Source organism: Ketogulonicigenium vulgare WSH-001 (assembly GCF_000223375.1).
Taxonomy (GTDB): Bacteria; Pseudomonadota; Alphaproteobacteria; order Rhodobacterales; family Rhodobacteraceae; genus Ketogulonicigenium; species Ketogulonicigenium vulgare.
Genome location: NC_017384.1, coordinates 708,790 through 734,876, shown reverse-complemented (window position 1 = coordinate 734,876; position 26,087 = coordinate 708,790). Strand labels below are relative to the sequence as shown.

General features: G+C 61.5%; 25 protein-coding genes. 16 read left to right on the top strand and 9 right to left on the bottom strand.

Annotation, left to right across the window (positions count from 1 at the left end; all coding sequences use genetic code 11):
* The first annotated feature begins 15 nt into the window (after positions 1 to 15).
* Entirely contained in the window at positions 16 to 1,191 is a 1,176-nt protein-coding gene (locus KVU_RS03645; RefSeq protein ID WP_014537617.1) for a M23 family metallopeptidase, read from the top strand.
* 20 nt (positions 1,192 to 1,211) lie between these two features.
* Positions 1,212 to 1,640, top strand: coding sequence for a VOC family protein (locus KVU_RS03640; protein ID WP_013383985.1), 429 nt, complete (start codon positions 1,212 to 1,214; stop codon positions 1,638 to 1,640).
* On the opposite strand, the gene KVU_RS03635 is transcribed toward KVU_RS03640, so the two are convergent.
* Both KVU_RS03635 and KVU_RS03630 read right to left on the bottom strand, forming a co-directional pair.
* Positions 1,641 to 2,126 carry a MarR family winged helix-turn-helix transcriptional regulator gene (locus KVU_RS03635; RefSeq protein ID WP_420537793.1) on the bottom strand — a complete coding sequence of 162 codons (486 nt, stop codon included), beginning with the start codon at positions 2,124 to 2,126 and terminating at the stop codon, positions 1,641 to 1,643. It abuts the gene before it with no gap.
* A gap of 108 nt (positions 2,127 to 2,234) precedes the next feature.
* Positions 2,235 to 2,504 (bottom strand): FAD assembly factor SdhE, encoded by a 270-nt coding sequence (locus KVU_RS03630; protein ID WP_013383983.1) that lies wholly within the window; start codon positions 2,502 to 2,504, stop codon positions 2,235 to 2,237.
* 90 nt (positions 2,505 to 2,594) lie between these two features.
* On the opposite strand from KVU_RS03630, the gene KVU_RS03625 reads away from it, so the two are divergent.
* Entirely contained in the window at positions 2,595 to 3,797 is a 1,203-nt protein-coding gene (locus tag KVU_RS03625; RefSeq protein WP_013383982.1) for a pyridoxal phosphate-dependent aminotransferase, read from the top strand.
* 3 nt (positions 3,798 to 3,800) lie between these two features.
* Here the strand turns inward: KVU_RS03625 and KVU_RS03620 are convergent, their stop codons facing one another.
* Both KVU_RS03620 and KVU_RS03615 read right to left on the bottom strand, forming a co-directional pair.
* Positions 3,801 to 4,403 (bottom strand): DedA family protein, encoded by a 603-nt coding sequence (locus tag KVU_RS03620; RefSeq protein WP_013383981.1) that lies wholly within the window; start codon positions 4,401 to 4,403, stop codon positions 3,801 to 3,803.
* On the bottom strand, positions 4,396 to 5,769 hold the full coding sequence (locus KVU_RS03615) for an MATE family efflux transporter (RefSeq protein ID WP_236953144.1): 1,374 nt from the start codon (positions 5,767 to 5,769) through the stop codon (positions 4,396 to 4,398). Before KVU_RS03615 ends, KVU_RS03620 begins: the two co-directional genes overlap by 8 nt.
* A 139-nt stretch (positions 5,770 to 5,908) precedes the next feature.
* Between KVU_RS03615 and KVU_RS03610 the strand changes: the two genes are divergently transcribed.
* From KVU_RS03610 to KVU_RS03600, 3 genes are all read left to right on the top strand, one after another.
* A complete protein-coding gene (locus KVU_RS03610) occupies positions 5,909 to 6,745 on the top strand; it encodes an arginyltransferase (protein WP_013383980.1) in 837 nt (278 codons plus the stop codon).
* 250 nt (positions 6,746 to 6,995) lie between these two features.
* Positions 6,996 to 7,598: a TRAP transporter small permease subunit gene (locus KVU_RS03605; protein WP_044008016.1), complete on the top strand. Its 603-nt coding sequence runs from the start codon at positions 6,996 to 6,998 to the stop codon at positions 7,596 to 7,598.
* A complete protein-coding gene (locus KVU_RS03600) occupies positions 7,595 to 9,346 on the top strand; it encodes a TRAP transporter large permease (RefSeq protein ID WP_013383978.1) in 1,752 nt (583 codons plus the stop codon). Before KVU_RS03605 ends, KVU_RS03600 begins: the two co-directional genes overlap by 4 nt.
* A 135-nt stretch (positions 9,347 to 9,481) precedes the next feature.
* Here KVU_RS03600 and KVU_RS03595 read toward each other — a convergent pair whose 3' ends face one another.
* From KVU_RS03595 to KVU_RS03585, 3 genes are all read right to left on the bottom strand, one after another.
* Positions 9,482 to 10,588, bottom strand: coding sequence for a TRAP transporter substrate-binding protein (locus tag KVU_RS03595; RefSeq protein WP_013383977.1), 1,107 nt, complete (start codon positions 10,586 to 10,588; stop codon positions 9,482 to 9,484).
* 206 nt (positions 10,589 to 10,794) lie between these two features.
* Positions 10,795 to 11,901, bottom strand: coding sequence for a TRAP transporter substrate-binding protein (locus KVU_RS03590; RefSeq protein WP_013383976.1), 1,107 nt, complete (start codon positions 11,899 to 11,901; stop codon positions 10,795 to 10,797).
* A 209-nt stretch (positions 11,902 to 12,110) separates the two neighbouring features.
* Positions 12,111 to 13,208 carry a TRAP transporter substrate-binding protein gene (locus tag KVU_RS03585; RefSeq protein ID WP_013383975.1) on the bottom strand — a complete coding sequence of 366 codons (1,098 nt, stop codon included), beginning with the start codon at positions 13,206 to 13,208 and terminating at the stop codon, positions 12,111 to 12,113.
* A 573-nt stretch (positions 13,209 to 13,781) separates the two neighbouring features.
* On the opposite strand from KVU_RS03585, the gene KVU_RS03580 reads away from it, so the two are divergent.
* Genes KVU_RS03580 through KVU_RS03565 form a run of 4 tightly spaced genes read left to right on the top strand, consistent with a single transcriptional unit; the run spans position 13,782 to position 18,441 of the window.
* The gene (locus KVU_RS03580; RefSeq protein ID WP_013383974.1) at positions 13,782 to 15,533 is read left to right on the top strand and encodes an acetolactate synthase 3 large subunit; all 1,752 of its coding nucleotides are present in this window, start codon (positions 13,782 to 13,784) and stop codon (positions 15,531 to 15,533) included.
* Between the two features lie 11 nt (positions 15,534 to 15,544).
* Entirely contained in the window at positions 15,545 to 16,105 is a 561-nt protein-coding gene (ilvN, locus tag KVU_RS03575) for an acetolactate synthase small subunit (protein WP_013383973.1), read from the top strand.
* A gap of 57 nt (positions 16,106 to 16,162) precedes the next feature.
* On the top strand, positions 16,163 to 17,104 hold the full coding sequence (locus tag KVU_RS03570; protein WP_014537615.1) for a nucleoside hydrolase: 942 nt from the start codon (positions 16,163 to 16,165) through the stop codon (positions 17,102 to 17,104).
* Complete coding sequence (locus KVU_RS03565; RefSeq protein ID WP_013383971.1) at positions 17,101 to 18,441, top strand: protein adenylyltransferase SelO; 1,341 nt, start codon at positions 17,101 to 17,103, stop codon at positions 18,439 to 18,441. Before KVU_RS03570 ends, KVU_RS03565 begins: the two co-directional genes overlap by 4 nt.
* Positions 18,442 to 18,477: 36 nt before the next feature.
* On the opposite strand, the gene KVU_RS03560 is transcribed toward KVU_RS03565, so the two are convergent.
* On the bottom strand, positions 18,478 to 19,035 hold the full coding sequence (locus KVU_RS03560) for a peptidylprolyl isomerase (RefSeq protein ID WP_013383970.1): 558 nt from the start codon (positions 19,033 to 19,035) through the stop codon (positions 18,478 to 18,480).
* Positions 19,025 to 19,537, bottom strand: a complete 513-nt coding sequence (locus tag KVU_RS03555) for a peptidylprolyl isomerase (RefSeq protein ID WP_013383969.1) — start codon at positions 19,535 to 19,537, stop codon at positions 19,025 to 19,027. The genes KVU_RS03560 and KVU_RS03555 overlap by 11 nt, the downstream gene beginning before the upstream one ends.
* A 128-nt stretch (positions 19,538 to 19,665) precedes the next feature.
* Here KVU_RS03555 and KVU_RS03550 point away from each other — a divergent pair, with 128 nt between their 5' ends.
* From KVU_RS03550 to KVU_RS03525, 6 genes are all read left to right on the top strand, one after another.
* A complete protein-coding gene (locus KVU_RS03550; RefSeq protein ID WP_013383968.1) occupies positions 19,666 to 20,853 on the top strand; it encodes a phosphoglycerate kinase in 1,188 nt (395 codons plus the stop codon).
* 99 nt (positions 20,854 to 20,952) lie between these two features.
* Positions 20,953 to 21,882: a class I fructose-bisphosphate aldolase gene (locus KVU_RS03545; RefSeq protein WP_013383967.1), complete on the top strand. Its 930-nt coding sequence runs from the start codon at positions 20,953 to 20,955 to the stop codon at positions 21,880 to 21,882.
* A 100-nt stretch (positions 21,883 to 21,982) separates the two neighbouring features.
* The gene (locus KVU_RS03540) at positions 21,983 to 22,276 is read left to right on the top strand and encodes an FtsB family cell division protein (protein ID WP_013383966.1); all 294 of its coding nucleotides are present in this window, start codon (positions 21,983 to 21,985) and stop codon (positions 22,274 to 22,276) included.
* Positions 22,277 to 22,366: 90 nt separating this feature from the next.
* Positions 22,367 to 23,374, top strand: a complete 1,008-nt coding sequence (gene pdhA, locus KVU_RS03535; protein WP_014537613.1) for a pyruvate dehydrogenase (acetyl-transferring) E1 component subunit alpha — start codon at positions 22,367 to 22,369, stop codon at positions 23,372 to 23,374.
* 12 nt (positions 23,375 to 23,386) lie between these two features.
* Entirely contained in the window at positions 23,387 to 24,748 is a 1,362-nt protein-coding gene (locus KVU_RS03530) for a pyruvate dehydrogenase complex E1 component subunit beta (protein ID WP_013383964.1), read from the top strand.
* 12 nt (positions 24,749 to 24,760) lie between these two features.
* The gene (locus tag KVU_RS03525; RefSeq protein ID WP_014537612.1) at positions 24,761 to 26,047 is read left to right on the top strand and encodes a pyruvate dehydrogenase complex dihydrolipoamide acetyltransferase; all 1,287 of its coding nucleotides are present in this window, start codon (positions 24,761 to 24,763) and stop codon (positions 26,045 to 26,047) included.
* The last annotated feature ends 40 nt before the right edge of the window (positions 26,048 to 26,087 follow it).

Genomic DNA, 26,087 nt, shown 5'->3' with positions numbered 1-26,087 from the left:
CCAAGACCTATTCCCATGAAAAATCTTGGGCTGCATCTGATGGGGGGTGTCGCGCTGATGGCGCTGGCCGCCTGTAATGACGTGCCCGATTATGATCTGCGTGGCATGGGCACTGGCTTTACCACCGCGGGGGCGATGCCATCGACCAATAACCGCCCGGCGCCAGACGCCAATGGCGTGATTTCCTATCCGACCTATCAGGTTGCGGTGGCGCGCGCGGGCGATACGGTCGCGACCATTGCGGGCCGCCTGTCGCTGGATGCGGGGCAACTGGCCAGCTATAACGGGCTGCAAACCGGCACATCCTTGCGCGCGGGCGAAGTTCTGGCCCTGCCGGCCCGCGTTTCGGGCGGCCTTTCGGGCGGCATGACCGATATCACCAGCATCGCCGGGGCCGCCATCGACCGTGCGGGCGATGTCACCACGACCGCGCTTGCGCCCTCGGGCAGCAGTGCCGCCACCGCCCCTGCCGCCAGCAGCACGCCGCTGCAAATCTCGGAACCCGTGCGCCACCAGGTCGCGCGCGGCGAGACCGCCTATATCATCGCGCGGCGCTATAATATCCCCGTGCGCTCGCTGGCGGAATGGAATGGTCTCGACAGCAATATGACCATCCGCGAGGGGCAATATCTGATGATCCCGACCGCGAATGGCACGCCGTCGACCACGCCGGTCACCTCGGCGCCGGGCCAAGGATCGGCCACCCCCGTCCCGCCCTCGGCCAGCCAGCCGCTGCCGTCCGAGGCGACGCCCCCCGCCGCTGCCGCACCGGCCGCCGCTGCGGCCGCCGCCGCCGCAACGCCGAACCTTGGCGCGCAGCAGACCAGCGCCAGCCAATCGACCTCGACCCTGCAGCGCCCCGTCGCGGGCAATATCATCCGCGCCTATGCGCGCGGCCGCAATGACGGGATTGATATCGGCGCGCCCGCCGGCACCGATGTGCAGGCCGCCGCCGCCGGCACCGTCGCGGCCATCACCACCAACACGGACGGCATCCAGATCGTCGTGATCCGTCACGATGGCAATCTGATGACCGTGTATACACATCTTGACCGCCTGACGGTGGCGCGCGGCGCATCCGTCTCGCGCGGGCAGGTCATCGGCAAGGTCGCGGATGGCGCCACGCCCTATCTGCACTTCGAGGTGCGGCGCGGGCTGGACAGCGTCGATCCCTCGACCATGCTGCCATAATAGAAACGTAAGGAAAACAGATGGCTATCCGCTACCTTCACACCATGGTCCGCGTGCTGGATCTGGATAAAAGCGTCGCCTTTTACCAACTGCTGGGCCTTGTGGAAAAGCGCCGCACGGAAAGTGAAAAGGGCCGCTATACCCTTGTTTTCATGTGCGCCCCCGGTCAGGACGAAGTTTCGGTCGAGCTGACCTATAACTGGGACGGCGATACCGGCCTGCCCAGCGACAGCCGTCATTTCGGCCATCTGGCTTACCGCGTCGATGATATCTATGGCCTGTGCCAGCGCCTGATGGATGCGGGCGTCACCATCAACCGCCCGCCGCGCGACGGCCATATGGCGTTCGTCCGCTCGCCCGACAATGTCTCGATCGAGCTGCTGCAAGAGGGCGAACACCTTGCCCCGGCCGAGCCTTGGGCCTCGATGCCCAACACCGGTCACTGGTAATCAGTAGATATAGCGGATCTGTTCCGTCCAATAGCGTTCGACCCGGCGCAACATCAGCGTCAGGTCGTCCATCCCCTCGCGCGGCAACACGCCGCGCGCCACCATCCCATCGGCGTGGCCCGCAAATAGGCGCAGCAACGTCTCGCGCACGCGGCGGCCCTTTTCGGTCAGGCGAATACGCACCGCGCGCCGATCCGCTGTGCTGCGTTCGTGATGCAGATAGCCCAGATCAACCAGTTTCTTCAGATTATAGCTGACATTGCTGCCTTGATAGAAACCGCGCGTTTTCAGCTCGCCCGCCGTCAGCTCTTGCTCGCCCATATTGAACAGCAGCAGCGCCTGTACCGGGTTGATCTCCAGCACGCCCAGCCGTTCGAACTCGTCCTTGACCAGATCCAGCAGCAGCCGGTGCAACCGCTCGACCAGCGCCAGCGTGTCAAAATAGCTGACCATCTGCCCTGCCGCAGGGGGCGCAGATTTGGTCATCGGATGGCTTAGATTCATCGCACTCTCCCTTTTCAGGAAGATTCGCCGCAAAAAGCCAAAACGTCGTTAATAGGGGGCCGCAGTGTCTAAAACTTTAGACAGATCGCGCTAGACCCAGGCCCCGCGCACGGCTGCCGCATGGGCCAGTAGCTGCGCAATCAGCCCGGCATAGGCGCCGGGCACCGGCAGCGCCCCGGTGGCCCAGGCGTGAATGTCATGGTCATTCTCGTCCAGCAGCGCCTCGAACAGATCCAGATCCGCGGGCGCCAGATCCGCCAGCCGCGCGGCGGCGAAATGGCCCAGCAGCAGATCCATTTCCTTGATCCCGCGGCGAATGGCCCGCATATGCAGGCGGCGCAGGCGCAAATCGTTACTCATGGTGGTCCTCACGGCTTGCCTTGGCCCGTCCGCTATGCCACGAAATGGTGCTGCCCCGCCAGAGGGCCGCTATCCCAGCAGGACAAGCATATGAGCTTCCTTTCCCAGACCCTTGCCCGGGTCAAGCCCTCGCCCACCATCGCCGTCACCACCCGCGCGGCGGAACTCAAGGCCGAAGGCCGCGATATCATCAGCCTCGGCGCGGGCGAGCCGGATTTCGACACGCCCCAGAACATCAAAGACGCCGCGATCCGCGCCATCAACGAGGGTAAGACGAAATACACCGCCGTCGACGGCATCCCCGCGCTGAAACAGGCGATCTGCGCCAAATTCGCGCGCGAGAATGACCTGACCTATACGCCTGCGCAGGTCACGGTCGGCACCGGCGGCAAGCAAGTCCTGTATAACGCCTTGATGGCCACGCTGAACGCGGGCGACGAGGTGATCATCCCCGCTCCCTATTGGGTCAGCTACCCCGATATGGTCCTGCTGGCGGGCGGCACGCCGGTCATCATCACCGGCACGCTGGAAAACCAGTTCAAGATCACGCCCGAACAATTGGAAGCGGCGATCACGCCCAATACCAAATGGTTCATGTTCAACAGCCCCTCGAACCCGACGGGCGCGGGCTATAGCTGGGACGAGCTCAAGGCCCTGACCGATGTACTGCTGCGCCATCCGCAGGTCTGGGTGCTGTCGGATGACATGTATGAACATCTGGCCTTTGACGATTTCAAATTCTGCTCGCCCGCGCAGGTGGAACCGGCGCTTTATGACCGCACGCTGACGGTGAATGGCGTGTCCAAGGCCTATGCGATGACCGGCTGGCGCATCGGCTATGCGGCGGGGCCTGTGGCGCTGATCAAGGCGATGGCCAAGGTACAGTCGCAATCGACCTCGAACCCCAGCTCGATCAGCCAATATGCGGCGGTTGAGGCGCTGAACGGCCCGCAGGATTATCTGGAAAGCAACAAGGCCCTGTTCCAAGGCCGCCGCGATCTGGTGGTCGCTGCGCTGAACACCTGCCCCGGCATCACCTGCCCCGTCCCCGAAGGCGCGTTTTATGTCTATCCCGATATCGCGGGCTGCATCGGCAAGACCAGCGCCGGCGGCGCGGTGATCGCGAATGACGAAGCCTTTGTCACCGCCCTTTTGAACGAGACCGGCGTTGCGGTGGTGTTCGGCGCGGCGTTCGGCCTGTCGCCTAACTTCCGCATCAGCTATGCGACCTCGGAAGCCGAACTGACCGAGGCCTGCGCCCGGATCAAGACCTTCTGCGAAGGCTTGAACTAAGCCCTATCGCCTGCTGCGCATCTGCCGCAGCAGGCGCCAAAAATAGACCACCGCGACACCGCCAAAAATCACCAGCGACAAAGGGTCCAGTACGGATTCGATCCGGTGGTAATTCTCGCGCAGCAGCACGCCGGTCATGGTCAGGATGGTGATCCAGACCGTGCTGCCCGCTGTGGTCGCCAGCAAAAACAGCGGCAGCGGCATTCTAGAGATGCCAGCGGGGACCGAGATCAGCGTCCGCGCGCCGGGGATCAGCCGCGTGACCAGCACCGCCCAGACACCCCAGCGTTCGAACCATGTGAAGGCGCTGATCGTATCTTCGCGCGACAGCGTCAGGATCGGGCCAAAGCGGTCGACAAAGCGCAAGATACGCGCGCGCCCGATCATCATGCCGACGTAATACCAGAAGACGGCCCCCAGAACCGATCCGGCAACACCGGCAAGGATCACCTGCCAGAACGACATCTCGCCCTGCGCCGCCAGAAATCCCGCCAGCGGCACGATCAGCTCGGACGGGATCGGCGGAAACAGGTTCTCCAGGATCATCAACAGGAACAGGCCGAACGCGCCGGCCCATTCCATCAATCCCAGCAGCAGGTCAAACATGGGCGATATACCTATGGGTGACGAGACCGCGCCAAAAGCGATAGATCATCAGCACGCTGGCAACGCCAAGCCCGGCCACCAGACCGACCCAAACCCCCACCGCGCCGCCGTTCCACCAGATCCCGATAGCAAGGCTAAGGGGGAAGCCGACGCCCCAATAGCTGACAACCGCCATCAGCATGGGAACGGTCGTATCCTGCACCGCGCGCAGCAGTCCCAATGCCATGACCTGCGCCGCATCCAGCGCCTGAAACAGCGCCGCCATCAGCAGCAGCGCCATGCCGATCTGCAGGACATGCGCGTAATTCGCATCAGACTGATCCAAAAAGACCGAGACCAGCGGCATCCGGAAGATGACGAAAATCGCGACGCCCGCGACCAAAATACAGGCCGCCACGCTGCCAGAGGCCAGCGCCACGCGGCGCAAAGCCTGCGGATCGCGTTGACCGTATGCGCGCCCGGCCAGAATGGTCGCCGCCTGCGACAGACCCATATACAGCATAAAGACCAGCGCCGCGATTTGCAGGGCAATGCCATGCGCCGCAAGCTCGGCCGTGCCGATCCAGCCCATCAAGATCGCGGTGGCGCTGAATAGCCCGCCCTCGGCCAGGCTGGTCAGACCGATGGGCAGGCCGACACGCGTGACCTCGACCATCGCCTGCGGATCGGGCCGCCAAAAGCGTTGGAACAGATGATATTCGGGCAGCTTGCGCACCGCATAGATGCACAGGATCGCAAGGCCGGTGATCTGCGCAATCGTCGTGCCGACCGCCGCGCCCAGAATGCCAAGCTCGGGAAAGCCGAAATGGCCAAAGACCAGCAGATACACCAGCACGCCGTTCAGGATCGCAACAAAGACCGTTGCCCAGAACACCACCGCCGTATGCCCCAGCGCCGCCAAAAAGCTGCGCATACAGGCGATCAGCAGCGCCGCGAACAGGGCGATGAAAATCACCTGCAGATAATCCTGCGCCAGCGCGCTGATGCTTGGATCTTGGCCGATCGACAGCAGCAACGCCTCGGACAGCAGCATCGGGATGGCGGCGAGCGTGGCAAAGCCCAGCGACAGCCAGATCCCCATCCGTGTCACGCGCCGCACGCGGGTGTCGTTCCCCTGCACCGCGGCCTCGGCGACCAGCGGCATCACCGCCCAGGCGAACCCTGCGCCAAACAGATAGAGCAGCGAATAAAGCGCATGGGCCAGCGTGACGGCGGCCAAAGCCTGCACATCATACCAGCCCAGAATGATCGTATCGGTCAGATTGATGACCATCTGTGCCAGATTTGACGCGATCAGCGGCACACCAAGGGTCAGAACTGCCCAGATTTCATGCCGAAATCCACGCTTTGCCGCATTTGCCATCATATCCTCCACCTTCGCGGCGTCACTACCGCCAAACCGCCCGCCCGTCTAGCGGGTCACACAACTGTTGCGTGATCCTGTGGACAACCGGGCGCGGCGTGTTAATCTGCCCTGAAATCCCTGACCGAGCCGAGCCGAAAACATGCGCCACAGTTTGCCACTGGCCCCGCAGTTTTATGTCACCGCTCCGGCGCCATGCCCCTATCTTGAGGGGCAGCTAGAGCGGAAACTGTTCACCGCGCTGCAAGGCGATGGCGCGGCTGCGATGAATGATGCGCTGTCGAAACAGGGGTTCCGCCGCTCGCAGAACGTGATTTACCGGCCGACCTGCGCCAATTGCAGCGCCTGTTTGTCGGCGCGCATCCGGGTCGCCGATTTCAAACCCAACGCTTGGCAGCGCCGCGTCCTGAAACGCAATGCCCGCGTCCAGCGCCGCGTGCGCCCGACCTGGGCGACCGAGGATCAATTCGCCCTGTTCCGCCGCTATCTGGATGCCCGCCACGAAGAGGGCGGCATGGCCGATATGGATGTGTTCGAATTCGCCGCCATGGTCGAGCAAACCCCCGTGCGCAGCCGCATGGTCGAATTCACCGATCCCGAGGCCGCCGATTTCCTTCGCGATGACGACGGTCTGGTCGGTGCCTGCCTGATCGACATTCTGGATGACGGGCTGTCGCTGGTCTATTCGTTCTATGATCCGAACCGGCCATCGGACTCGCTGGGGAATTACATTATCCTGCAGCATATCCTGCTCGCGCAGGAGTTGGGCCTGCCTTACGTCTATCTGGGCTACTGGGTGCCCGGCAGCCCGAAAATGGCCTATAAGGCGCGCTACCAGCCGCTGGAGATTTATCGCGGTGGCGCATGGGTTCAGTTTGACCCCCAAGACCCGCCCCAGACCGCACCGCACCCGCTGGACACGCCCCCCGTGGCCGAACAAGTGGCGCGGATCACCCTGCCCGATCTGACCCGCCTGTAGGATTCGGGCAAAACCGCCCCCTCGAAATGATCTTCCGCAATTTTGATACAAAATTTCGGATCATTACCCGAAAGCCCGAAATTGACGTTGGGTTCCTTGCGCAACGGCTGCGATTATATCGCTAACCCTACGTGCATTTGGTTGACGATTTACCGCTTTTCGCCCTAGTTTGCGCGGAAGTCCGCCGCGTAATTATATTACGCGGCCTAGTGTCGTAGCGTGATCTTTTACGCGGGGGGAGAAATAATTCATGAAGATACTTCTAGCCTTTGCTAGGATTGTCGATGCAGTGAATGAGTTCATCGGTCGTCAGATCGGTTGGCTTATTTTCGTGGCGATCCTTGTCTCTGCGCTGAACGCCATTGTGCGTAAGGTGTTCAACTATTCGTCCAATGGCTATCTCGAACTGCAATGGTATCTTTATGGTGCCGCATTCATGCTTGCAGCATCTTGGGTCATCAAGACGAATGACCATGTGCGCATCGACCTGATCTATGGACGCCTGTCGCGTAACGCGCGCAACTGGATCGAATTGCTGGGCCATCTGTTCTTTTTGATGCCCTTCGTCCTCGTGATGATCTATTTCCTGTGGCCCTATGTGATCCGCTCGTACAATTCGGGCGAGATGTCCCCAAACGCAGGCGGCCTGATCCTGTGGCCGGCAAAGATGATGCTGCTGATCGGCTTTTTGCAGATGTTCTTCCAGGCCATCTCGGAAATCATCAAGCGCGTCGGCGTCATGACCGGCACTTATGACGACCCCAACCCCTATGTCACCGCGCGCGACCTTGCCGAACAAGAAGCCAAAGAGCTGGCGGAAGAAATCCTTAAAGCGCAGGAGGCACGCCAATGATGGAATTCATTGCGACGAACATGGCGCCGATCATGTTCGCATCGCTGATCATCTTCCTGCTGATCGGCTATCCGGTGGCCTTTGCATTGGCTGCAAACGGGCTGATGTTCTTTATCATCGGCGTGGAACTGGCGCCGCTGTCCAATGGCGTCATCACGCTGAACTGGCCACTGCTGAACGCGCTGCCGGATCGTTTCTTTGGGACAATGTCCAATGATACGATGCTCGCCATCCCATTCTTTACCTTTATGGGCGTAATCCTCGAGAAATCCGGCATGGCCGAGGATCTTTTGGACACGATCGGCCAGCTCTTCGGCTCGATCCGCGGCGGCCTTGCCTTTGCCGTGGTTCTGGTTGGTACGATGCTGGCGGCCACCACTGGCGTTGTGGCGGCCTCGGTGATCGCCATGGGCCTGATCTCGCTGCCGATCATGCTGCGTTACGGCTATGACCGCTCGCTGTCTGCGGGCGTGATCGCCGCGTCGGGCACGCTGGCGCAGATCGTGCCGCCCTCGCTGGTGCTGATCGTTCTGGCGGACCAGCTGGGCCGCTCGGCCGGTGACATGTTCAAAGGCGCGATGTATCCCGCCCTTGCACTGTCAGGCATCTACCTGATCTATATCGCCTTTGTCGCGATTTTCCGCCCGCACAAAGTGCCCGCCCTGCCGCCAGAGGCCCGCACCTTGGGCAAAGGCATGGGCTCGCTCGGCGTGATCATGGGGATCCTGATCCTGCTGGCGCTGGCGCTGATCGTCCTGTTTTCGCAAGTCATGTCGCGCAGCAACGCGGATATCCTGGGCGGCTTTGCGGCCGTGCTGGTCGTCTATACTTACGCGCAACTTGATCGCAAACTGAAATGGAACCGCCTGTCCTATCTGGCGCAACAGGTCGTCATCGTTATGGTGCCGCCCGTTACGCTGATCTTCCTAGTGCTGGGCACGATCTTCCTCGGCGTTGCAACCCCGACCGAAGCAGGCGCGATGGGTGCCGTTGGCTCGCTGTTGCTGGCCGCTGGCAAGCGTCGCCTGAACCTTGACGTCATCAAACAGGCGATTGTCTCGACCACGCGCCTGTCGACCTTTGTCATGTTCATCCTGCTGGGCGCGCGCGTTTTCTCGCTGACCTTCTACGGCGTGAACGGCCATATCTGGGTCGAGCATCTGCTGACCTCGCTTCCGGGCGGCGCGCAGGGCTTTATCATTGTGGTGTCGATCCTGGTGTTCTTCCTGGCCTTCTTCCTCGATTACTTCGAGCTGGCCTTCATCATCGTGCCGCTGCTGGTCGCACCTGCGCTTGCGCTGGACATCGACCTTGTGTGGTTCGGGGTGATCCTTGCGATCAACATGCAGACCTCGTTCATGCACCCACCTTTCGGCTTTGCGTTGCACTTCCTCAGATCGGTCGCGCCGCGCGTCCCGTATATCGATAAGGTGACGGGCAAGAAAACCGCGCCGGTTACATCGGGGCAAATCTATCTTGGGGCGATCCCGTTCATGGGGCTGCAACTGCTGATGATGGTCATCGTGATCTGCTTCCCGCAGCTTGTGATGCACTATCGCGGCCCTGCCATTGATACATCCACGGTGACGATCACGCTGCCGGGTGTTGGCGGCGGGCTGGGTGCGCCGGGCATGGGCGGCCCTGGGGGCGGCCTTGGTGCACCGGGTAGCGGCCTGGGTGGCGGCGGCTTGGGCGGCGGCCTAGGCGCACCGGGGGGCCTTGGCGCTCCGGCACCGGCGGGCAACTGATCCCGCGAACATCACAGACGGCGCCCCACGCGGGCGCCGTTTTTTTTATGGCCCGCCGCCTTCCAAGCAGACAAAGAAAAACCCCCGCGAGGCACGCGCCTCGCGGGGGTTTGTGATCGGGACTGGGGCCCGCGCTTACAGCGCGCCTTCGTTCTGCTTGATCATCATATAGGTGTCGTAGTTATACTCGGTCACTTGCGACCAGGTATAGTGATCACGACGGAAGTCCTTGATCGCGCCCCACATATTCGCAAAGGCCGGGTTCACGGCTTCGATCTCGGCATAGACCTTGTTGGCCGCGTCGAACATCGCATCCATGATCTCTTTCGAGAAATAGCGCAGTTGGGCGCCCTGACCGATGACGGTGCGCAGCGCAGGCGGGTTGCGCCAGTCGTATTCGGCCATCAGGTCGTTGTTCACGATCTTTGATCCGCCAACCAGCAAGGCTTGATAGGCGGGCGGCAGGTCTTCGAACTGATCCTTGTTGATAAAGAAGTGGATCATCGGGCCGCCTTCCCACACGCCGGGCGCGTAGTAATAGGGTGCAACCTTCACGAAACCCAGCTTTTCATCGTCATAGGGGTTGGTGAATTCGGTCGCATCCAGCGTGCCACGCTCGAGCGCGGGATAAACATCGCCGCCTGCCAATTGCTGCGGCACAACGCCCAGCTCTTCCAGAACCTTGCCGGCAAAGCCGCCGACGCGGAACTTCAGACCGCGCAGGTCATCCAGCGTGTTGATCTCTTTGCGGAACCAGCCACCCATCTGCGCGCCGGTGTTGCCTGCGGGCAGGCCGACGATATTATGCTGGGCGAGGAATTCGTTATACATCTCGTTGCCGCCGCCTTCGAACATGAACGCATTCATGCCGCGCGCGTTCAACGAGAAGGGAACTGCCGAACCCAGTGCAAAGGTCGGATCTTTGCCCCAGAAATAGTAACCCACGGTATGGGCGATTTCGACCGTGCCATCGGTCACCGCGTCATGCACTTGCAAGCCGCCGACGATCTCGCCCGCCGCAAACGACTGGATCTGGAACGCGCCGTCGGTGGCATCCGACATGAACTTTGCCAGCGTCTCACCGCCGCCATACAGCGTATCGGTCGATTTGGGGAAGGACGAAGCCAGGCGCCAGGTGATGCGCGGGTTAGCCTGTGCCAGCGCGGGCGCGGCCAAAGTGGTCGCTGCCGCAGCGGCTGCACCGCCCACCGTAGCTTTCGTCAAAAACTTACGTCTATCCATCAGAGCAATCCTAAAAAGCCGGGATTCTTTCCCGGAAACTGGCGGCAAACTAATAAACTTGCGTGCAGGAGGGAATAACAAAAATGATAATTCACCCCCTTTAGAGTCATTTTATTTCGCGCGTAGATAGGTAATCTTTGCTGACATAATAAAAAACCCCGCGACAAAATCGCGGGGTTCCTATTACAGCGTTGAATTCCCTTAAATTAAAGGGCGCCCTCGTTCTGCTTGATCATCATATAGGTGTCATAGGTGTATTCGGTGACCTGCGACCAGGTGTAATGGTCGCGGCGGAAGTCCTTGATCGCACCCCACATACGGGCGAAATGCGGGTTCGAGGCCTCGTATTCGGCATAGGTGCTGTTCGCGGCGGTGAACATATCGTCCATCACCTCTTTGGGGAACCAGCGCAATTGCGCGCCTTGGGCGGCCAGCACTTTCAGCGCGGGCGGATTGCGCCAGTCATAATCGGCCAGCACGTCATTATTCACCGCGCGCGTCGCGGTCTGCAGCAGCGATTTGTATTGTGCTGGCAGATCGTCATAGGCGGGCTTGTTGAAATAGAAGTGCAGCGTCGGGCCACCCTCCCACACGCCGGGCGCATAGTAGTATGGCGCAACTTTCACAAAGCCCAGCTTTTCATCGTCATAGGGGCCGACCCATTCGGCGGCGTCGATCGTGCCGCGTTCCAGCGCCTGATAGATGTCGCCCGCCGCGATCTGTTGCGGCACAACGCCCAGCTGCTCCAGCACCTTGCCGGCGAAACCGCCGACACGGAACTTCAGACCGCGCAGATCCTCGGTCGTGTTGATTTCCTTGCGGAACCAGCCACCCATCTGCGCGCCCGAGTTACCGCCCGGATAGCCCACGATATTATGGCCTGCCAGAAACTCGTTATACAGCTCGTTGCCGCCGCCGTAATACAGGAACGCGTTCATCCCCCGTGCCGAGAGCGAGAACGGGATCGACGTCGCCAGCGCGAATGTCGGGTCCTTGCCCCAGAAATAATAGCCAACGGTATGGCAGGCCTCGACCGTGCCTTCGCTGACCGCATCCTGCACCTGCATCGGGCCGACAAGCTCGCCCGCCGCAAAGGGTTGGATCGTAAAATTGCCATCCGTCGCCTCGGACAGATAGCGGTTCAGGCTCTCCGCGCCGCCATACAGAACGTCCAGCGACTTAGGAAAGGATGAAGCCAAGCGCCAGGTAATGCGCGGGTTGCTCTGGGCGATGGCAGGGGCGGCCAGCGTGGCTGCTGCGGCAGCCGTTGCGCCGCCTACCGATGCTTTCGCCAGAAACGAACGTCGATCCATTAGAACTTCCTCCGAAATCCGGGGGTCTTCCCCGAAATCTGGCGGCAAACTAGAGAGTTTCGGATCTTTTTGGAATAACAAAACCGAAGTTTCACTGGCGATTTCGTCATTTTATTTCGTCAGAATATAGGTAAACTTTCCTGACATAACGTAAGGGCCCCGCAGCACGCTGCGAGGCCCCAAGATGACCTGAAGACCTGAAAGGCGGCTTACAGCGCGCCTTCGTTTTGTTTGATCATCATATAGGTGTCGTAGTTATAGTCGGCGATCTGCGCCCAAGTGTAATACTCGGAACGGAAGTCTTTGATCGCACCCCACATATTGGCAAAGTGGGTATTGGTCGCGCTATATTCCTCATAGGTGCGGTTCGCGGCGTCGAACATCGCATCCATGACGTCTTTGCTGAACCAACGTAGCTGCGCGCCTTGCCCCACCAGCGTCTTGATCGCGGTCGGGTTCTTATAGTCGTATTTCGACAGCATACGGACGTTGGCCGCATCACAAGCCGTGCGCAGCACGGATTTGTAGTTTTCCGGCAGCGCGCCATAGGCATCGGTGTTGAAGTAGAAGTGCCACATCGGGCCGCCTTCCCACACGCCGGGGGCGTAGTAGTAAGGCGCAACTTTCACAAAGCCCAGCTTTTCGTCGTCATAGGGGCCGATCCATTCGGCGGCGTCGATCGTGCCACGCTCCAGCGCCTGATAGATATCGCCGCCCGCGATCTGCTGCGGCACAAGGCCGAGCTGTTCCAGAACCTTGCCCGCGAAGCCACCGATGCGCATCTTCAGGCCGCGCAGGTCGTCGACGGTGTTGATCTCGCGGCGGAACCAGCCACCCATCTGTGTGCCCGAGTTACCGCCCGGGAAGGCAATAATCTTATACTGCGCCAGAAACTCGTTATACAGCTCGTTGCCGCCGCCCTCGTACATGAAGGCGTTCATGCCGCGCGAGCTGAGCGAGAAAGGCACCGCACAGCCCAGCGCGAAGGTCGGGTCCTTGCCCCAAAAGTAATAGCCAGCGGTATGCGCCGCCTCGACCGTGCCGTCGGTCACTGCGTCATGCACTTGCAGCGCGCCGACAATCTCCCCCGCGGCGAACGGCTGAATGACAAAGTTCCCATCGGTCGCTTCGGACACGAAGTTGTAAAGATCATCGGCCGCACCATAAATGGTATCGAGCGATTTCGGAAATGACGACGCAAGACGCCATGTGATACGCGGGTTGGTTTGTGCAATTGCAGGTGCGGCCAGCGTGCTGGCAGCCGCGCCCACGACCGCAGTCTTCGTCAAAAACGAACGACGATCCATTGTTTCTCTCTCCCTCACAGACGGGGTTTTATGCGCCCCCATCAAATGCGCTGATCAAGCGTAAATCGGCATGATTCCGCGCGATACAGAAAAAATCGCCGCAGTCGCGCAAATTCACGGAAGATGTGATTGACGCAACTATATTACAATTTTTACACCAAATACGACGAATCCCGTGGATCACCCGGCTTTCGATCTTACCTCTGTCGACAGAATCGGGGATGGCCTGCAGAATCACCGCAGAATCACCGCAGAATCACGCCATGCCCAGCGCGTTTCTTTCACCACAGTTGTTGAAATTTTCTTTCGAAATGGTGATTAAAAAAGACATATTATTCACAAAATCTATTGACCTCGCCAAGGGCCCTGTGCATAACCGCGCCATCAGATGTGGCTGAAATCCGAAAGTGGCTGACATGAACGGTATTCTTATTCTTGTCGTAGATGAATTTGGGCGTATGGGCCGGTAACGGCACTCCAGCGATGGACCCATGCGCCCCCGGTTAACAGCCGGGGGTTTTTCATTTCCGACGAGGTGCCGTGCCTACCCCTTTCGATAAACTGGAGACGACAATGACGCGCGAAATGACTGGCGCAAAGATGGTGATCCAAGCCCTGAAAGATCAGGGTGTAGACACGGTATTCGGCTATCCGGGCGGCTCGGTGCTGCCGATTTATGACGAGCTTTTCCAGCAAAACGACATTCGCCACATTCTTGTCCGCCACGAACAGGCAGCGGTTCATGCGGCCGAGGGCTATGCCCGCTCGACCGGCAAGCCCGGCGTCGCGCTGGTGACATCGGGCCCGGGCGCCACCAATGCCGTCACCGGCCTGACCGATGCTTTGCTTGATTCGATCCCGATTGTCGTGATGTCGGGCCAAGTGCCGACCTTTTTGATCGGCACCGATGGTTTTCAAGAGGCGGACACCGTCGGCATCACCCGCCCCTGCACCAAACACAACTGGCTGGTGAAAGACACGTCGGATCTGGCGCGCACCATGCATACGGCGTTCCATGTCGCCACCTCGGGCCGTCCGGGTCCGGTGCTGATCGACATTCCCAAAGACGTGCAATTCGCCACCGCGACCTATACCGCGCCCGAGGATGTCACCCACCGCTATAACCCCCGCCGCGCGCCCGAGCTTGCCGGCGTGAACGCGCTGGTCGAGATGATCGAGCGCGCCAAGCGTCCCGTCTTTTATACCGGCGGCGGCGTTATCAATTCCGGCCCGCGCGCCAGCAAATTGCTGCGCGAATTGGTGGCCGAGACGAATTTCCCCATCACCTCGACCCTGATGGGTCTGGGCGCTTATCCCGCATCGGGCAAGAACTGGCTGGGTATGCTGGGAATGCACGGCCTTTATCAGGCGAATATGGCGATGCATGATTGCGATCTGATGATCAATATCGGCGCGCGCTTTGACGACCGCATCACCGGCCTTGTCTCGGCCTTCAGCCCCAATTCGCGCAAAGTGCATATCGATATCGACCCCTCGTCGATCAACAAGGTGATCCGCGTCGATGTCGGCATCGTCGGCGATGTGGCCGAAGTGCTGGAACAGGTGCTGTCGATCTGGCGCAACCGTGGCAGCAAGACCGACCCCGCCGTGCAGACGAAATGGTGGCCGGAAATCCAGACTTGGCGTCAGGTCGATTGCCTGCATTACACGCAATCGGGCAAGGTCATCAAACCGCAATATGCGCTGGAACGGCTAGAGGCGCTGACCAAGGGCCGCGACCGCTATGTCTCGACCGAAGTGGGCCAGCACCAGATGTGGGCCGCGCAATTCCTGCATTTTGACGAGCCGAACCGCTGGCTGACCTCGGGCGGCCTTGGCACGATGGGCTACGGCTTTCCGGCCTCGATCGGCGCGCAGATCGCCCATCCGGATGCCCTGTGCATCAACGTCGCGGGCGAGGCGAGCTGGCTGATGAACATGCAAGAAATGGGCACCGCCATGCAATTCGGCCTGCCCGTCAAACAGTTCATCCTGAACAACGAACGCCTTGGTATGGTGCGCCAATGGCAGCAATTGCTGCACGGCGAGCGTTATTCCCAAAGCTGGTCGGAAAGCCTGCCCGATTTCGTGAAACTGGCCGAGGCCTTTGGCGCCAAGGGCATCCGCTGCGATGATCCCGACACGCTGGATGATGCGATTTTGGAAATGATCAACACCCCCGGCCCGGTCATCTTCGACTGTCTGGTGGAAAAACACGAGAACTGCTTCCCGATGATCCCATCGGGCAAGCCGCATAACGAAATGCTGCTGGGCGACGCCTCGACCGAGGGTGCGATCACCGGCGCTGGCGGCGCATTGGTGTAGGAAGGGCAAACATGTCTGCAATGAAACTCAGCAGCGATAGCGTCAGCCACTCGGCCTATAACCTGACGCAATCCGCCAATACCCCTGAACGCCACACGCTGACCGTGCTGGTGGAAAACGAACCGGGCGTCCTCGCCCGCGTCGTCGGCCTGTTCTCGGGGCGCGGCTATAACATCGAAAGCCTGACCGTGGCCGAGGTGGATCACTTCGACAAACGCTCGCGCATCACGATTGTGACCTCGGGCACGCCCGGCGTCATCGAACAGATCAAGCTGCAACTGGGGCGCATCGTCTCGGTTTACGGCGTCAACGATCTGACGGTCGAGGGCAACGCGGTCGAGCGCGAGCTGGGCCTGTTCAAAGTCGCGGGCAAAGGCGAAGCCCGCATCGAGGCGCTGCGCTTGGCCGAGATTTTCCGCGCCAATGTGGTGGATAGCACGCTGGACAGCTTTGTCTTTGAACTCAGCGGCAACCCCACCAAGCTTGATGCTTTTGCCGATCTGATGCGGCCCTTGGGGCTGGCGGAACTGGCACGGACCGGCGTTGCCGCCCTGCCGCGCGGCAGCAAGTAACACTGGCATCGGCCTGCCCTTGGTGTTTGGATAAAGCCAGATACCAAGGGGGCGCTGATGGCACCGCAGAAAATCATTATCGACACCGATCCGGGTCAGGATGACGCGCTGGCGATCCTGCTGGCGCTGGGGTCTCCGGCCGAGATCGAAGTGTTGGGCATTGTCGCCGTCGGCGGCAACGTTCCCCTGACCCGCACCTCGCGCAATGTCCGCACTGTGCTGGAACTGGCGGGCCGCACCGATATCCCGGTTTACGAGGGGCACGCCGTCCCGATGCTGCGCCCCCTCGCCACCGCCGAACATGTCCACGGCGCGACCGGCCTGGACGGCGCGGCCCTGCCCGAGCCGGAAATGCCGATCATGCATAAGCACGGCGTCGATTTCATTATCGACACGTTGCGGGCGGAGCCTGCGGACACAGTCACCCTTTGCACGCTTGGCCCCCTCACCGATATCGCCCAAGCCTTTCGCCGCGCCCCCGATATCATCCCGCGTGTCAAACGCGTGGTGTCCATGGGCGGCGCGTATTTCGAGGTTGGCAACATCACCCCCGCCGCCGAGTTCAACATCTGGGTCGACCCCGAGGCTGCCAAGGTCGTCTTTGGCGCCGGCGTGCCGCTCACTCTTGTGCCCCTTGATGTGACGCATCAGGCGCTGACCACCCGCGAGCGCGTCCAGCGCTTTCGCGATATGGGCACGCGCCTTGGCGATGCGGTTGCGGGCTGGCTCGATTTCTTTGAGCGCTTTGACACCGCCAAATACGGCTCGGACGGCGGGCCGCTGCATGATCCTTGCGTCATCGCCTGGCTGATCCGCCCCGAGCTGTTCACGGGGCGCGAGATCAATGTCGAGATCGAGGTGCAATCCGAGCTGACCCGCGGCATGACCGTCGCCGATTGGTGGCGCGTCTCGGGCCGCGCGCCGAACGCCCTGTTCCTTGGCGGGATCGACGCTGACGGATTTTACGAGTTGCTGACCGAACGGATCGCCACGCTATGATGCGCCCCCCCGCCTATACCAGCCTGCCTGAACGCATGTATGCCGCCCAGCGCCCCAGCGCCGTGCCCGCGCCGCGTCTGATCGCCTATAATCAACCGCTTGCGGACGCGCTTGGCCTGTCGCTGACGCTGGACGAGATGGCCGGCAATGCCATTCCAGATGGCGCGCAACCCATCGCGCAGGCCTATGCGGCGCATCAATTCGGCCAGTGGAACCCCATGCTGGGCGATGGCCGCGCCGTGCTGCTGGGCGAGGCGGGCGGACGCGATATCGTGCTGAAGGGCGCAGGACGCACGCCGTTCAGCCGTCAGGGCGACGGCCGCGCCGCCCTTGGCCCGGTGCTGCGCGAATACCTCGTATCCGAGGCGATGGCCGCCCTTGGCATCCCCACCACCCGCGCGCTGGCGGCGCTGGAAACGGGCGCAAAGGTGCAGCGCGAAATGCCGCTGCCCGGCGCGATTCTGGTGCGCGTCGCCGCCAGCCATATCCGCATCGGCACCTTTCAATTCTTTGCCGCCCACCGCGATACCGAGGCGCTCGGCGCGCTGTTCGAACATGCCTGCGACCTGCATTACCCCGGTGCGCAGAACCCGATGGATTTCCTGCACGGCGTCATGGCGGCGCAGGCCGATCTGGTGGCCGCCTGGATGGGTGTCGGCTTTATCCACGGGGTAATGAACACCGATAATATGTCTGTCTCGGGCGAGACGATCGACTTTGGCCCCTGCGCCTTTATGGATGGCTATAATCCGGGGGCGGTGTTTTCCTCGATCGACACCTATGGCCGCTATGCCTATGGCAACCAGCCCGGCATCGCGCATTGGAACGTTGCGCAGCTTGCGTCCTGCCTGATGCAGCTGATGCCCGATCCAGATGCGGCAAAGGCGCAGATGCAGGCCGCGATCGACACATTCCCCGCGCTTTACGAGGCCGCATGGCTGCGCGTTTTCGGCGCAAAGCTGGGGCTAAAGCTGACGCTTGAGACCCGCCCCATCGCCGCCCGCCTCTTGGATCTGATGGCGACAGATGGGGCGGATTTCACCAATACTTTCGCAAACCTGCCCGACGCCCGCGACCAGTTCCTTGACCGCGAGGCCTTTGACGCATGGCAGCGCGACTGGCTGGCCCTAGGCCCCGACCTTGGCGCCCTGAAAAACCCGCAGGTCATCCCCCGCAACCACCGGATCGAATCCGCGATCTATGATGCTATGGCAGGCGATTTCGCCCCCTTCCACGCGCTGCTGGACGCCGTCACGCACCCCTTTGATCCCAATACAGAATACGCCCGCCCCCCCACGGAAGACGAGCGCATCACCCGCACCTATTGCGGGACGTGACGAAAAAACCCGCCAGATCGCTCTGGCGGGTTTTGTTTATTCGGTGACGCGCACTGTCGTCATGATATCGGGGGCGCCTTCAACCGCGCCATTGGCGGCGGAAGATCCCTTTTTGATCGCGTCCAGCACTTCCAGACCCTCGGTCACGCGGCCAACCACGGTGTATTGCCCGTTCAGGAAATCACCGGGGGCGAACATGATAAAGAACTGGCTGTTCGCGGAATTGGGGTCCTGCGCGCGCGCCATACCAACCACGCCACGCTCAAACGGAATGTCCGAGAATTCGGCGGGCAGATTCGGCAGGCTGGAGCGGCCCGTGCCTGCACGGCGCAGATCGCCGCCAATACGGCCATATTGCACATCGCCCGTCTGCGCCATGAAGCCGTCGATCACGCGGTGAAACACCACGCCATCATACTGGCCTTCGCTGGCAAGCGTGGTCAGACGCTCGACATGCTGGGGGGCGGCATCGGGCAGCAGCTCGATCTTGATCGTGCCATTGGCTTCGCCCTGCACGTCGATCTCGAGGCCCACCGCGCCGGCGGCACCCGCCAGCACGCTTAGGGCAACGCCCGCCAGAAGATTACGCAACATCGGCCGCCACCTTGACCGAGATCATGCGGTCGGGGTTTGCAGGCGGCTCGCCGCGGACGATTTTGTCCACGAATTCCATGCCCGAAATCACACGGCCATAGACGGTGTATTGACGGTTCAGGAAGTGGTTGTCGTTGAAATTGATAAAGAATTGGCTGTTTGCCGAATTCGGGTTCATCGAACGGGCCGCACCCAAAGTGCCGCGGTCATGCGGCAGCGCCGAGAATTCGGCAGGCACATCCGGCAGGTCCGAACCGCCCGTGCCTGCGCGGCGCGGGTTATAGTTTTCGCTGGCCATATTCGCATGTTCGACATCGCCGGTCTGCGCCATAAAGCCGTCGATGACGCGGTGAAAGGCGACGTTGTCATATTTGCCGGCGCGGGCCAGCTCTTTCATACGCGCCGTGTGCTGGGGCGCAACATCAGCCAACAGCTCGATGACGACGGCGCCGTCCTTCAGTGCGATGATGATGGTGTTTTCGGGATCTTTGATCTCGGCCATAGCTGGCTCCTTTTCGTGCAACTGGGGCAGATATGGCGCGACTTGGCCGTTATGGCAACCGTGCTGCGTTGACCAAAGCGTGTCCATCATGCAGGTGTTGGCGCAACTGCAACCCGAGGGGGATTAAAATGGGCTGGAAATCGCTGGCTGAACTGGATCTGGCAGGCAAGAAAGTGCTGCTGCGCGTCGACATCAATGTGCCGATGGAGGGCGAGCGTGTCCTCGACACCACCCGTATCGACCGCATCGTGCCGACGGTAAAGGCGATCCAGGCGGCAGGCGGCAGCGCGATCTTGCTGGCGCATTTCGACCGGCCCAAGGGCAAAGTCGTCCCCGAAATGTCGCTGTCGCGCGTGCGGCCCGCCCTGTCCGCCGCGCTGGGCGAGGATGTCGCCTTTGCCAGTGACTGCATCGGCGCGCCCGCCGAGGCTGCCGTTGCCGCGCTGCCAAAGGGCGGCGTGCTGCTGCTGGAGAACACCCGTTTCCACGCGGGCGAAGAGGCGAATGATCCCGCTTTTGCCGCCGATCTGGCAAAGCTTGGCGATATCTATTGCAACGACGCCTTCAGCGCCGCCCACCGCGCCCATGCCTCGACCGAAGGGCTGGCGCGCCTGCTGCCCGCCTGCGCGGGGCTGTTGATGGCCGAGGAGCTGTCCGCACTGGAAGCCGCGCTGACCACGCCCGAGCGTCCGGTTGTCGCCATCGTCGGCGGCGCCAAGGTCTCGAGCAAACTCGACCTGTTGTCGAACCTGATCACCAAGGTCGATTACCTTGTGATCGGCGGCGGCATGGCGAATACGTTCTTGGCGGCAAACGGCGCGGATGTCGGCAAATCTTTGTGCGAACATGACCTTGCCCCCACCGCCCGCGCGATTACCGAAAAGGCCGAGGGCGCAGGCTGCACCATCATCCTGCCTGTCGATGTGGTCGTGGCCCGCGAATTCAAGGCGAATGCCGCGCACGAGATCGTCGCCGCCGACGCCTGCCCGCCTGATGCGATGATTCTGGACGCTGGCCCCGCCACTGTCGATGCGCTGGCCGAGGTCTTTGCCAAATGCAAAACCTTGGTCTGGAACGGCCCGCTGGGCGCGTTCGAGCTGACCCCGTTTGACGCCGCCACCAATGCCGCCGCACAGGCGGCCGCAGCCCTGTCGCGCGCGGGCGCGCTGGTCACTGTGGCAGGCGGCGGCGATACCGTCGGCGCCCTGAACCATGCAGGCGTTGCGGGCGATTTCACCTATATCTCGACCGCAGGCGGCGCTTTCCTTGAATGGATGGAAGGCAAGACCCTGCCGGGCGTCGCAGCTTTGGGCTAATGTCATAATTCTTCGAAAGGGTTGGCGCTAACACAATTGCGCCAGCCCATTTGCTTTTCTATGGCTTGGCCGAACCGTTCCTAAAGGGGCCATGCCACCATGAAGACCACGCGTATCGTTCAAAACATCCTGAAGAACTACGAAGGCGAGAACGCCGGCGTTAAGGGCAACCTGGCCCGTATCCTGATGGAAGGGAAACTCGGCGGCACCGGCAAGCTGATCATCCTGCCCGTCGATCAGGGTTTCGAACACGGCCCCGCCCGCAGCTTTGCCCCCAATGCCGCAGGCTATGACCCCCATTACCACTATCAACTGGCGATTGACGCAGGGCTTTCGGCCTATGCCGCGCCGCTTGGCCCGCTCGAGGCTGGTGCCGATACTTTCGCAGGCCAGATCCCGACAATCCTGAAAGTGAACTCGGCCAATTCGCTGATGTCCGATACCGCAGGCAAGAACCAGGCGATCACCGCATCGGTGGATGATGCCCTGCGTCTGGGCGTCGCGGCGATCGGCTTTACCATCTATCCCGGCTCGGACATGGCCCTCGATATGTTCGAGGAAATCGTCGAGATGCGCCGCGAGGCTGCCGCCAAGGGCATCGCCACCGTCATCTGGTCCTATCCGCGCGGCGAGGCAATCACCAAAGACGGCGAGACCGCCATCGACGTGGCCGCCTATGCCGCCCATATCGCGGCGCTCTTGGGCGCGCATATCATCAAGATCAAACTCTCGACCGATCACCTGATGCTGCCCGAGGCCAAAAAGGTCTATGAGGCGCAGCAGATCCCCGTCGCCACCATGGCCGAGCGTGTGCAGCACTGCGTGCAATCCTCGTTCGGCGGTCGCCGGATCATCGTCTTCTCGGGCGGCGCGGCAAAGGGTGCGGATTCGGTCTATGACGACGCCCGCGCGATCCGCGACGGCGGCGGCAATGGCTCGATCATCGGGCGCAACAGCTTCCAGCGCTCGCGCGAAGATGCGCTGGCGATGCTGTCGAACCTCGTCGATATCTACAAAGGCAAAGCCTAATCAGATCAGGGCGGGCTAACTGGCCCGCCCTTTTCATTCGGGGATTCCCAATGGCCCGCAGACGTGGCACAATGGCGGCGCACGGCAAGAAGCAGTCCCGATGATCAGAACCCGCCCCGCCCTAGGCTTCATTTATATCGCCGCAGCCGTCATGGCCGCGCTTTACTTTATGTTTGCCGCGATTCAGGGTGACTATGGCCTGTTCCGCCGGATCGAGCTGAACGCCGAAGCCGACGCCCTGCGCACGGAACTGGGCGCCCTGCGCGCGGAACAATCCAACCTTGAAAACCTGACGCACCGGCTGTCTGACGCCTATCTTGACCTTGATCTGCTGGACGAACGCGCCCGCAATGTGCTGGGCTATGTGCGCGCCGATGAGGTGGTCGGGCGCTGATCGCCTCTTGCCTCTCGCCTTTTCAGCGCCGATGATGTAAAGATCGTTCAACGTTGAACTATCCTGAACCCATGGGGGAGGACGCCTGCTATGGCACCACGCAAAGCCGCAGCTTCGACCAGCGACGCCACGAAATCGAACGTCGCATCCGAAGACCTGCTGAAATACTATCGCGAGATGATGCTGATCCGCCGGTTCGAGGAAAAGGCAGGCCAGCTTTATGGCATGGGCCTGATCGGCGGTTTCTGCCACCTGTATATCGGGCAAGAGGCGGTCGTCGTCGGCCTTGAGGCTGCGGCCTCGGAAGGCGACAAGCGCGTCACCTCGTATCGTGACCACGGCCATATGCTGGCCTGCGGCATGGATGCCAAGGGCGTCATGGCCGAGCTGACCGGCCGCGAAGGCGGCTATTCGCGCGGCAAGGGCGGCTCGATGCATATGTTCAGCAAGGATCGCCATTTCTACGGCGGCCACGGCATCGTCGGCGCACAGGTGCCGATTGGTGCGGGTCTGGCGTTCGCCGACAAATACCTTGGCAATGACCGCGTGACCTTTGCCTATTTCGGCGATGGCGCCGCGAACCAAGGTCAGGTCTATGAGACCTATAACATGGCGCAGCTGTGGGATCTGCCGGTCATTTTCGTCATTGAAAACAACCAATACGCCATGGGCACCTCGGTCCAGCGTTCGACCAAATCGCCCTCGCTGTGGAAGCGCGGCGAGGCTTATGGCATCAAGGGCGAAGAAGTCGACGGCATGGATGTGCTGGCCGTCCGCGACGCGGGCGAGCGCGCCGTCGCGCATTGCCGCGCCGGCAAAGGCCCCTACATCCTCGAGGTGAAGACCTATCGCTATCGCGGCCACTCGATGTCCGACCCTGCGAAATACCGCTCGCGCGATGAAGTGCAGAAGATGAAGGACGAACGCGACCCGATCGAACAGGTCCGCCAGATCCTGCTGACCGGCAATCACGCGACCGAGGATGAGCTGAAAAAGATCGACGCCGATATCAAAGCCATCGTGAACGAATCGGCGGAATTCGCCAAAGACAGCCCCGAGCCCGCGTTGGACGAGCTCTGGACTGATATTTACGCTTAAGGGGTCACCGACATGGCAATCCAAATCCTGATGCCCGCGCTTTCCCCTACGATGGAGGAAGGCACCCTCGCCAAATGGCTGGTGAAGGCAGGCGATACCGTCAAATCCGGCGACATCCTGGCCGAGATCGAAACCGACAAGGCCACGATGGAATTCGAGGCCGTCGATGAAGGCGTGATCGGCGAATTGCTGGTCGCCGAGGGCACCGAGGCCATCGCCGTCAACACCGCCATCGCGACCCTGATCGCCGACGGCGAAGAGGCAGCGCCCGCCGCCGCGAAAGCTGAAGCGCCCAAGGCGGAAGCGCCCAAAGCGACCGCCGCGCCCAAGGTCGATGCCGCCCCCAAATCCGAGGCCGCGACCTTCGCCCCCGAATGGCCCGCTGGCACGCCGATGAAAACCATGACCGTCCGCGAAGCCCTGCGCGAAGCGATGGCCGAGGAAATGCGCGCCGACGATACCGTCTTCCTGATGGGGGAAGAGGTCGGCGAATACCAAGGGGCCTATAAGATCAGCCAAGGTCTGCTGGACGAATTTGGCCCCAAACGCGTGGTCGACACGCCGATCACCGAACACGGCTTTGCCGGTATCGCGGTCGGCGCGGCCTTTGGCACGCTGCGCCCCATCGTTGAATTCATGACGTTCAACTTCTCGATGCAGGCGATTGACCAGATCATCAACTCGGCGGCAAAGACGTTGTATATGTCGGGCGGCCAGATGGGCGCGCCGATGGTGTTCCGTGGCCCGAACGGCGCCGCCGCCCGCGTGGGTGCGCAGCACAGCCAGGATTATGCCGCATGGTATAGCCAGATCCCCGGCCTGAAAGTCGTGATGCCCTATACGGCAGCCGATGCCAAAGGCCTGCTGAAATCGGCCATCCGCGACAATAACCCGGTGATCTTCCTGGAAAACGAGATCCTGTATGGCCGCAGCTTTGAAGTGCCGCAGGTCGAGGATTGGACCGTGCCGATCGGCAAGGCCCGCATCGCGCGCGAGGGCAGCGATATTACGCTGGTGTCCTTTGGCATCGGCATGAGCCACACCCTCGCCGCCGCTGAAAAGCTGGCCGAACAGGGGATCGAGGCCGAGGTGATCGACCTGCGCACCATCCGCCCGATGGATACCGCAACGATCATCGAATCCGTGAAAAAGACCAACCGCTGCGTCACCATCGAGGAAGGCTGGCCGCAGTCCTCTGTCGGCAACTATATCTCGTCGGTGATCATGCAAGAGGCGTTCGACTATCTGGATGCCCCCGTCATCAACGTGACCGGCAAGGACGTTCCGATGCCCTATGCCGCGAACCTTGAAAAGCTGGCGCTGGTGACCGTGGATGACGTGGTCGAAGCCGCCCGCAAAGTCACCTACCGCTAAGGGGAAAGCCACATGTCGATTGAAATTCTGATGCCGGCCCTCTCCCCCACGATGGAGGAAGGCACCATCGCCAAATGGCTGGTGGCCGAGGGCGACACGGTGAAATCCGGCGACATTCTGGCCGAGATCGAAACCGACAAAGCCACGATGGAATTCGAGGCTGTCGACGATGGCGTGATCGGCAAGATCCTTCTGCCTGCGGGCAGCGAGGGCGTGAAAGTGAACACGCCGATGGCGATCCTGCTGGAAGACGGCGAAACCGAAGCCGCCGCCCCCAAAGCGGCTGCCCCCAAAGTGGAAGCAGCGCCGGTCGAAGCGCCCAAAGCAGCTCCGGTCGCCGCCGCTGCCGCGCCGGTCGAAAAGGGCGACCGCGTTTTCGCCTCGCCCCTCGCGCGCCGCATTGCCGCTGACAAGGGTCTGGACCTGAACGCCATCGCAGGCAGCGGCCCCAAGGGCCGGATTGTGCGCGCTGATGTCGAAGGTGCCACGGCCGCGAAACCCGCCGAGGCCGCAAAGGCCCCTGCCGCCGCCGCGCCCACACCTGCCGCGCCCGCGCCCGTCCCCACCAGCAGCAGCGCCGATCAGATCCTGAAAATGTATCAGGGCCGCGACTATACCGAGGTCAAGCTGGACGGGATGCGTAAAACCATCGCCGCCCGCCTGACCGAAGCCAAGCAGACCGTGCCGCATTTCTATCTGCGCCGCTCGGTGAACTTGGACGCGCTCATGGCCTTCCGCGCTGATCTGAACGCAAAGTTGGGGCCGCGTGGGATCAAGATCTCGGTCAATGATTTCGTCATCAAGGCCTGCGCCATCGCGCTGCAACAGGTGCCAAAGGCGAATGCGATCTGGGCCGGTGACCGCGTGCTGCAGATGAAAGCCTCGGACGTCTCCATCGCCGTCGCGGTCGAGGGTGGCCTCTTCACCCCCGTCATTCGCGATGCCGACGCCAAAAGCATCTCGGCCCTGTCTGCCGAAATGAAGGATCTGGCCAAGCGCGCCCGCGACAAGAAACTGCAGCCGCAAGATTACCAAGGCGGCAGCTTCTCGATCTCGAACCTCGGGATGTTCGGGGTCGAGAATTTCGACGCCGTGATCAACCCGCCGCAGGGCGCGATCTTGGCCGTGGGTGCAGGGATCAAGAAACCCATCGTGGGGGATGATGGCGAAATCACCACCGCCACGCTGATGTCGCTGACCCTGTCGGTTGACCACCGCGTCATCGACGGCGCACTGGGCGCGCATCTGCTGACCGCGATTGTCGAAAATCTGGAAAACCCGCTCTCGATGCTGGCTTAAGAGCCCGCGTAAAGACAACAAAAAGGCCGGGATCGTCCCG

Coding starts and splice junctions, on each gene's coding strand:
- KVU_RS03640 (WP_013383985.1), top strand. CDS start 1,212: ATGGCTATCCGCTACCTTCACACCATGGTCCGCGTGCTGGATCTGGAT.
- KVU_RS03565 (WP_013383971.1), top strand. CDS start 17,101: ATGATGCGCCCCCCCGCCTATACCAGCCTGCCTGAACGCATGTATGCC.
- KVU_RS03635 (WP_420537793.1), bottom strand. CDS start 2,126: ATGACCAAATCTGCGCCCCCTGCGGCAGGGCAGATGGTCAGCTATTTT.
- KVU_RS03570 (WP_014537615.1), top strand. CDS start 16,163: ATGGCACCGCAGAAAATCATTATCGACACCGATCCGGGTCAGGATGAC.
- KVU_RS03600 (WP_013383978.1), top strand. CDS start 7,595: ATGATGGAATTCATTGCGACGAACATGGCGCCGATCATGTTCGCATCG.
- KVU_RS03560 (WP_013383970.1), bottom strand. CDS start 19,035: ATGTTGCGTAATCTTCTGGCGGGCGTTGCCCTAAGCGTGCTGGCGGGT.
- KVU_RS03620 (WP_013383981.1), bottom strand. CDS start 4,403: ATGTTTGACCTGCTGCTGGGATTGATGGAATGGGCCGGCGCGTTCGGC.
- KVU_RS03605 (WP_044008016.1), top strand. CDS start 6,996: ATGAAGATACTTCTAGCCTTTGCTAGGATTGTCGATGCAGTGAATGAG.
- ilvN (WP_013383973.1), top strand. CDS start 15,545: ATGTCTGCAATGAAACTCAGCAGCGATAGCGTCAGCCACTCGGCCTAT.
- KVU_RS03540 (WP_013383966.1), top strand. CDS start 21,983: ATGATCAGAACCCGCCCCGCCCTAGGCTTCATTTATATCGCCGCAGCC.
- pdhA (WP_014537613.1), top strand. CDS start 22,367: ATGGCACCACGCAAAGCCGCAGCTTCGACCAGCGACGCCACGAAATCG.
- KVU_RS03580 (WP_013383974.1), top strand. CDS start 13,782: ATGACGCGCGAAATGACTGGCGCAAAGATGGTGATCCAAGCCCTGAAA.
- KVU_RS03625 (WP_013383982.1), top strand. CDS start 2,595: ATGAGCTTCCTTTCCCAGACCCTTGCCCGGGTCAAGCCCTCGCCCACC.
- KVU_RS03630 (WP_013383983.1), bottom strand. CDS start 2,504: ATGAGTAACGATTTGCGCCTGCGCCGCCTGCATATGCGGGCCATTCGC.
- KVU_RS03595 (WP_013383977.1), bottom strand. CDS start 10,588: ATGGATAGACGTAAGTTTTTGACGAAAGCTACGGTGGGCGGTGCAGCC.
- KVU_RS03615 (WP_236953144.1), bottom strand. CDS start 5,769: ATGATGGCAAATGCGGCAAAGCGTGGATTTCGGCATGAAATCTGGGCA.
- KVU_RS03530 (WP_013383964.1), top strand. CDS start 23,387: ATGGCAATCCAAATCCTGATGCCCGCGCTTTCCCCTACGATGGAGGAA.
- KVU_RS03545 (WP_013383967.1), top strand. CDS start 20,953: ATGAAGACCACGCGTATCGTTCAAAACATCCTGAAGAACTACGAAGGC.
- KVU_RS03610 (WP_013383980.1), top strand. CDS start 5,909: ATGCGCCACAGTTTGCCACTGGCCCCGCAGTTTTATGTCACCGCTCCG.
- KVU_RS03555 (WP_013383969.1), bottom strand. CDS start 19,537: ATGGCCGAGATCAAAGATCCCGAAAACACCATCATCATCGCACTGAAG.
- KVU_RS03590 (WP_013383976.1), bottom strand. CDS start 11,901: ATGGATCGACGTTCGTTTCTGGCGAAAGCATCGGTAGGCGGCGCAACG.
- KVU_RS03585 (WP_013383975.1), bottom strand. CDS start 13,208: ATGGATCGTCGTTCGTTTTTGACGAAGACTGCGGTCGTGGGCGCGGCT.
- KVU_RS03525 (WP_014537612.1), top strand. CDS start 24,761: ATGTCGATTGAAATTCTGATGCCGGCCCTCTCCCCCACGATGGAGGAA.
- KVU_RS03550 (WP_013383968.1), top strand. CDS start 19,666: ATGGGCTGGAAATCGCTGGCTGAACTGGATCTGGCAGGCAAGAAAGTG.
- KVU_RS03645 (WP_014537617.1), top strand. CDS start 16: ATGAAAAATCTTGGGCTGCATCTGATGGGGGGTGTCGCGCTGATGGCG.